At 43.5% G+C, this 529-nt stretch carries 1 pseudogene; it reads left to right on the top strand.

Annotation, left to right across the window (positions count from 1 at the left end):
• Positions 1–6: 6 nt before the first annotated feature.
• Positions 7–529, top strand: a pseudogene (locus ABN217_RS20320) (F390 synthetase-related protein); the annotation flags it as partial.

Genomic DNA, 529 nt, shown 5'->3' with positions numbered 1-529 from the left:
GTCGCAATGCTATGGCATTATTGGCGTACTCGCCATCGCCATTTTAAAAGTAGAGCTGAACTAGAAGCTTATCAGCAAAAACAGCTTACGGCTTTCAAACATAAGGTATTGCGTAAAAGCCCCTATTTTAGAGCCTTTATTGATCGCCCTCTTGAACAATTTCCCATTATGAATAAACAAATCATGATGGATCACTTCGATCAAATGAATACCGCAGGTTTATCTAGCCAAGTACTATTCCATTGTGCTCAGCAAAGCGAACAATCACGTGATTTTGCCCCCAAAGTTGGCAAGTACAGTGTTGGGCTGTCCTCTGGAACCTCTGGGCGTCGTGGGTTGTTTGTCGTCAGCCCTCAAGAGCAGCATATCTGGTCAGGTAGCATGTTAGCCAAAATGTTGCCAAATGGCTTATTCAAGGGTGAGCGCGTGGCCTTGTTTTTACGTGCTAATAATAACCTATATGAGAGTGTGAATAACCGTTGGATCTCACTGCGTTTCTACGATCTCTATGCAGATTTTTGCCAACAAC

It is taken from the genome of Proteus sp. fly-1067 (assembly GCF_040139345.1).
Taxonomy (GTDB): domain Bacteria; phylum Pseudomonadota; class Gammaproteobacteria; order Enterobacterales; family Enterobacteriaceae; genus Proteus; species Proteus vulgaris_B.
Note: the sequence above shows the minus strand (reverse complement) of the source record. Positions and strands in the feature narration are given on the sequence as shown.